The organism is Aneurinibacillus aneurinilyticus ATCC 12856 (assembly GCF_000466385.1).
Taxonomy (GTDB): Bacteria; Bacillota; Bacilli; order Aneurinibacillales; family Aneurinibacillaceae; genus Aneurinibacillus; species Aneurinibacillus aneurinilyticus.
On sequence record NZ_KE952871.1, the window covers coordinates 45,230 to 47,497 of the forward strand.

Here is a 2,268-nt window from a genome sequence, read left to right on the forward strand (position 1 = left end):
TCTTCCACCTTATGGATAATCAACAGGCGTGATCGATTTTCAATACACGTTCCTTTTCTTCATTTTCATTATCAAATTCTTCAATCGGTACAGTTTTATTCATCGCTACAATGTCTGCGTTAATCAAGTGGAAAATTCTGTTTTTCAGTGCTACTATGGTGTAGGTTAGTATTTCTATGTACGAAGATTTGTGCTCTTTATTGGGCCAAACAACAATACATATGTTGTTTAAGACTTACAACATTACAGGTTCAGCAAATGTTTCTCCATTTTTAACCTTAGATTAGTTCGTCAATCACTGGTTTTGGTTTTGATCCCTTATATGAAAACTTTTTACTTAAAGGAGGATGCCCAAATGAAAAAAACATTCATCGTTTTAATGGTGTCTATTATGTCACTTAGTTTGTTAAGTTCATGTACGGAGAGCACTAAACCAACACAAAGCACTGTTAATGAAACACAAAAAGACAAAAGCAATGAGAATAATTTAATTTTATACGAGAACACAAAGTATAATTTCACACTAAATATCCCCAAAAAATGGAGTGGGAAATATGTTGTACGAGAAAAAGACAATAATATTACATTCTTTAGTAAAGCAAATCAACCCGGAGGAGAATTATTTAATATCCAAGTTTGGGAAAAAGAAAAATGGAACAAAGATGGTGATGAATTAATAAAACTCATTCATATAGCTAAGATTGCAGAACAAGGTGACACTGTATATACCATCAACACGCCTACCGATGTTCAGTATGATAATCAAGATGAGAAGAAAAAGACAGAATATTTATCTATGGCAGACGATATAAATTCGATAAAGGCATCATTTAAATTAAAATAAGTCACGCCTGTTGATTATCCATAAGGTGTGTTATTTTCCTAGTTTCTCAAGCGCATATAGAGCATTGTTTTTATTTTTTTTCTCGACATAAATATGACGTGATAATGTATTGTCTGTTAAGTCTACACGTTTGTTATAGCTTAATCTCATGTTATTTGAGAAACGTATAATAAAAGGCACTCCATCTTTAGTTAGTTGATTCGCGACTGAGAAAAAATCTTTGGCATCATCCGTCTTATAAATTAAGCAGGCATACTTTTTATTTTTATACCAATGAAAAATTGACATTATGATTTCAAGTGCAACATATAAACATGCCAGTCCCCCTACAACATCCCAGATCATTATTCATTCCTCCTTATCCTCTTAATATTTTAATGAACCTCCCGCCACTTGTAGAAGTGGGGGTTTCTTTCCTTCTCAAACAAAAAGGTTCCACGAAAAACCGTTCGTTTTTCTCTTCTATGAAAGAAGGGATGCCTCGCCAATCATGTTAAAAAATTAAGTAAAAAAGCTGAGTAGTATATCCCCTCAGCTTTTTTGCTTTGCTTTACGTTAATTTTCTACGCGCCATCATTTTGTTTCCTCTTTTCCTTCATTTCTAAGGAAGACCGGTTACCAATACTAAAAGTCTTCCTCTTGGCGGATTTCTTTTAAGGTATCCCACTAAGCAGCTATATAGAAATCACTTGGCGTAGTAATAAAAGTTCAAGTGGTTGGAAGGAAGAGATTCAGAAAAAAGAAAAGGTTGGCAACGCTAGACGTATGGTCTTGAATAGCCAGTACGGAACTAGAAATTCCAAAAGCAAGTAAATATACATTCACCTTCCTAAAAGTATTTTAAAATTTTAAGGCATTTCTTACAATATTCATAATTTGGCTTTTTATTATATGAACGTTCAAGGAGATTATTGGAAGATTTCCATGAAATCACTGTTTCATGCTTACAAAAAGCAGAAATAATTGCATTAATAAATCGATCTTCAATAAATCTATCCTCAACTGTTTCAACAAACTTTCTAAGAGGAGCGGATTTTTCATGTCCACCCTTTAATCGATCATTCTCCATACTCTTTTTCCACCTGCAGGGTAAGTTCTTTTCTCTTATCGACAGTATTTCTTAAAAGTTTTGCAGTCTCTGCATAATTCATAAATTCGATTATGTTTAAGAGCCTTTGCTTCAAAGCTAAACTTCTCAATCACTTTTTATAACCATATTTATTACCTATATAAATACCTTCTCTCCTATATTTTCTGCCATTCATCGTTCACCGCTAATCCATTCATTTTGAAATGCTTGTTTTACAGCACATCCAGACTCTTAGTTATATCGACAATCTTGATACTTACATCCATTTGCGATTTCTTTTATGTCGTTGCAAGAGTGTTAATTATCCAGTACGATCCAGAGTGGGTCGTCACCA

General features: G+C 33.4%; 3 protein-coding genes. 1 reads left to right on the forward strand and 2 read right to left on the reverse strand.

Features of this window, described 5'->3' with window-relative positions:
• Nucleotides 1-355 precede the first annotated feature (355 nt).
• Nucleotides 356-844, forward strand: a complete 489-nt coding sequence (locus tag HMPREF0083_RS20380; protein WP_040304131.1) for a hypothetical protein — start codon at nt 356-358, stop codon at nt 842-844.
• A 30-nt stretch (nt 845-874) separates the two neighbouring features.
• Here the strand turns inward: HMPREF0083_RS20380 and HMPREF0083_RS20385 are convergent, their stop codons facing one another.
• Both HMPREF0083_RS20385 and HMPREF0083_RS20390 read right to left on the reverse strand, forming a co-directional pair.
• Nucleotides 875-1,189, reverse strand: coding sequence for a hypothetical protein (locus tag HMPREF0083_RS20385; RefSeq protein ID WP_021623633.1), 315 nt, complete (start codon nt 1,187-1,189; stop codon nt 875-877).
• 484 nt (nt 1,190-1,673) lie between these two features.
• On the reverse strand, nt 1,674-1,913 hold the full coding sequence (locus tag HMPREF0083_RS20390) for a hypothetical protein (RefSeq protein WP_021623634.1): 240 nt from the start codon (nt 1,911-1,913) through the stop codon (nt 1,674-1,676).
• Nucleotides 1,914-2,268: the final 355 nt, after the last annotated feature.